At 65.5% G+C, this 821-nt stretch carries 2 protein-coding genes; one reads left to right on the forward strand and one right to left on the reverse strand.

Annotated features, from left to right (window positions below):
• The coding region (locus tag EOA33_RS37265) for a DUF1236 domain-containing protein (RefSeq protein ID WP_127407825.1) at window positions 1–261 on the reverse strand (261 nt) is incomplete at its 3' end.
• Window positions 262–465: 204 nt separating this feature from the next.
• Between EOA33_RS37265 and EOA33_RS37270 the strand changes: the two genes are divergently transcribed.
• Entirely contained in the window at window positions 466–795 is a 330-nt protein-coding gene (locus EOA33_RS37270) for a DUF982 domain-containing protein (protein ID WP_245455512.1), read from the forward strand.
• The last annotated feature ends 26 nt before the right edge of the window (window positions 796–821 follow it).

Below are 821 nucleotides of genomic sequence, written 5' to 3' on the forward strand. Positions count from 1 at the left end.
GACCAGCACGGTGCGGCCGTCGACGACCACGTAACGATATTGGACGTCGGGCACCTCGCGCAATTCGACCGTGTCCGGCAGAGTCGAGCCGACATTGAGCTCGAGGCCGAGAAGGTTGATCGAAGCAAGCGGGTGCTTGTGGACGTATTCGCGGACGACGGTGCGCTGCTCGGGCGTCACGATTATCTGGTCCGCGACCGCCGCGCCGATGCCGGCAATCATGGCCAGACCAGCGACAGCAGGAATGAGGGTAATTTTCATCTCTGCCTCCTGTTGGTTTGTTTGTGAGCGTCGCCCCGCCTCCGCGGCATGCGGAAGCATTCAGAGTTCGAAATGGCGGGCTCTCCGAAGCAAAACGCTGCCGCAAGGCTGTTGTTCCGCCAGCGGGCACGAATTGATCCACGCCGGAACCCTGCCGCCCTGCCCCGCATTGAAGGCGAATAGTCAATCCAAGCGGAGGCGCCAATGATTGAAGACATGCCATTCGACCCGCCGATCGCCATCGCCGTTGGCGCCGGCTTCAGGCGCGACATCGCTTCGTTGGCGCAGATGCAGAACTTCCTCAAGGAATGGCCGCTGGCCGCGGGCGACACGCTCCACGCCAAGGCGCTCAGCGCCTGCGAGGCGGCACGAGCCGGAGATGCGACCCCGGCGCAGACACGGCGCGCCTTCATGGCTTTCGCCAAGGCTGCCGGCATCGGCTGGACGGGCATCGACCCGGTGACGACGCTGCGCCGGGCCAAGGTCAGGACGATGCGCGCGGCGCGCGCCGGCCGCGAGCGTCACCCGCGCTGACAAGGGCTCCACCCTATTGCTTCGGC

The organism is Mesorhizobium sp. M4A.F.Ca.ET.050.02.1.1 (assembly GCF_003997725.1).
In the GTDB taxonomy this organism is placed as follows: Bacteria; Pseudomonadota; Alphaproteobacteria; order Rhizobiales; family Rhizobiaceae; genus Mesorhizobium.

What these genes read in the sequence shown, in the direction of transcription:
- EOA33_RS37270 (WP_245455512.1), top strand. Translation starts at nt 466, where the DNA reads ATGATTGAAGACATGCCATTCGACCCGCCGATCGCCATCGCCGTTGGC.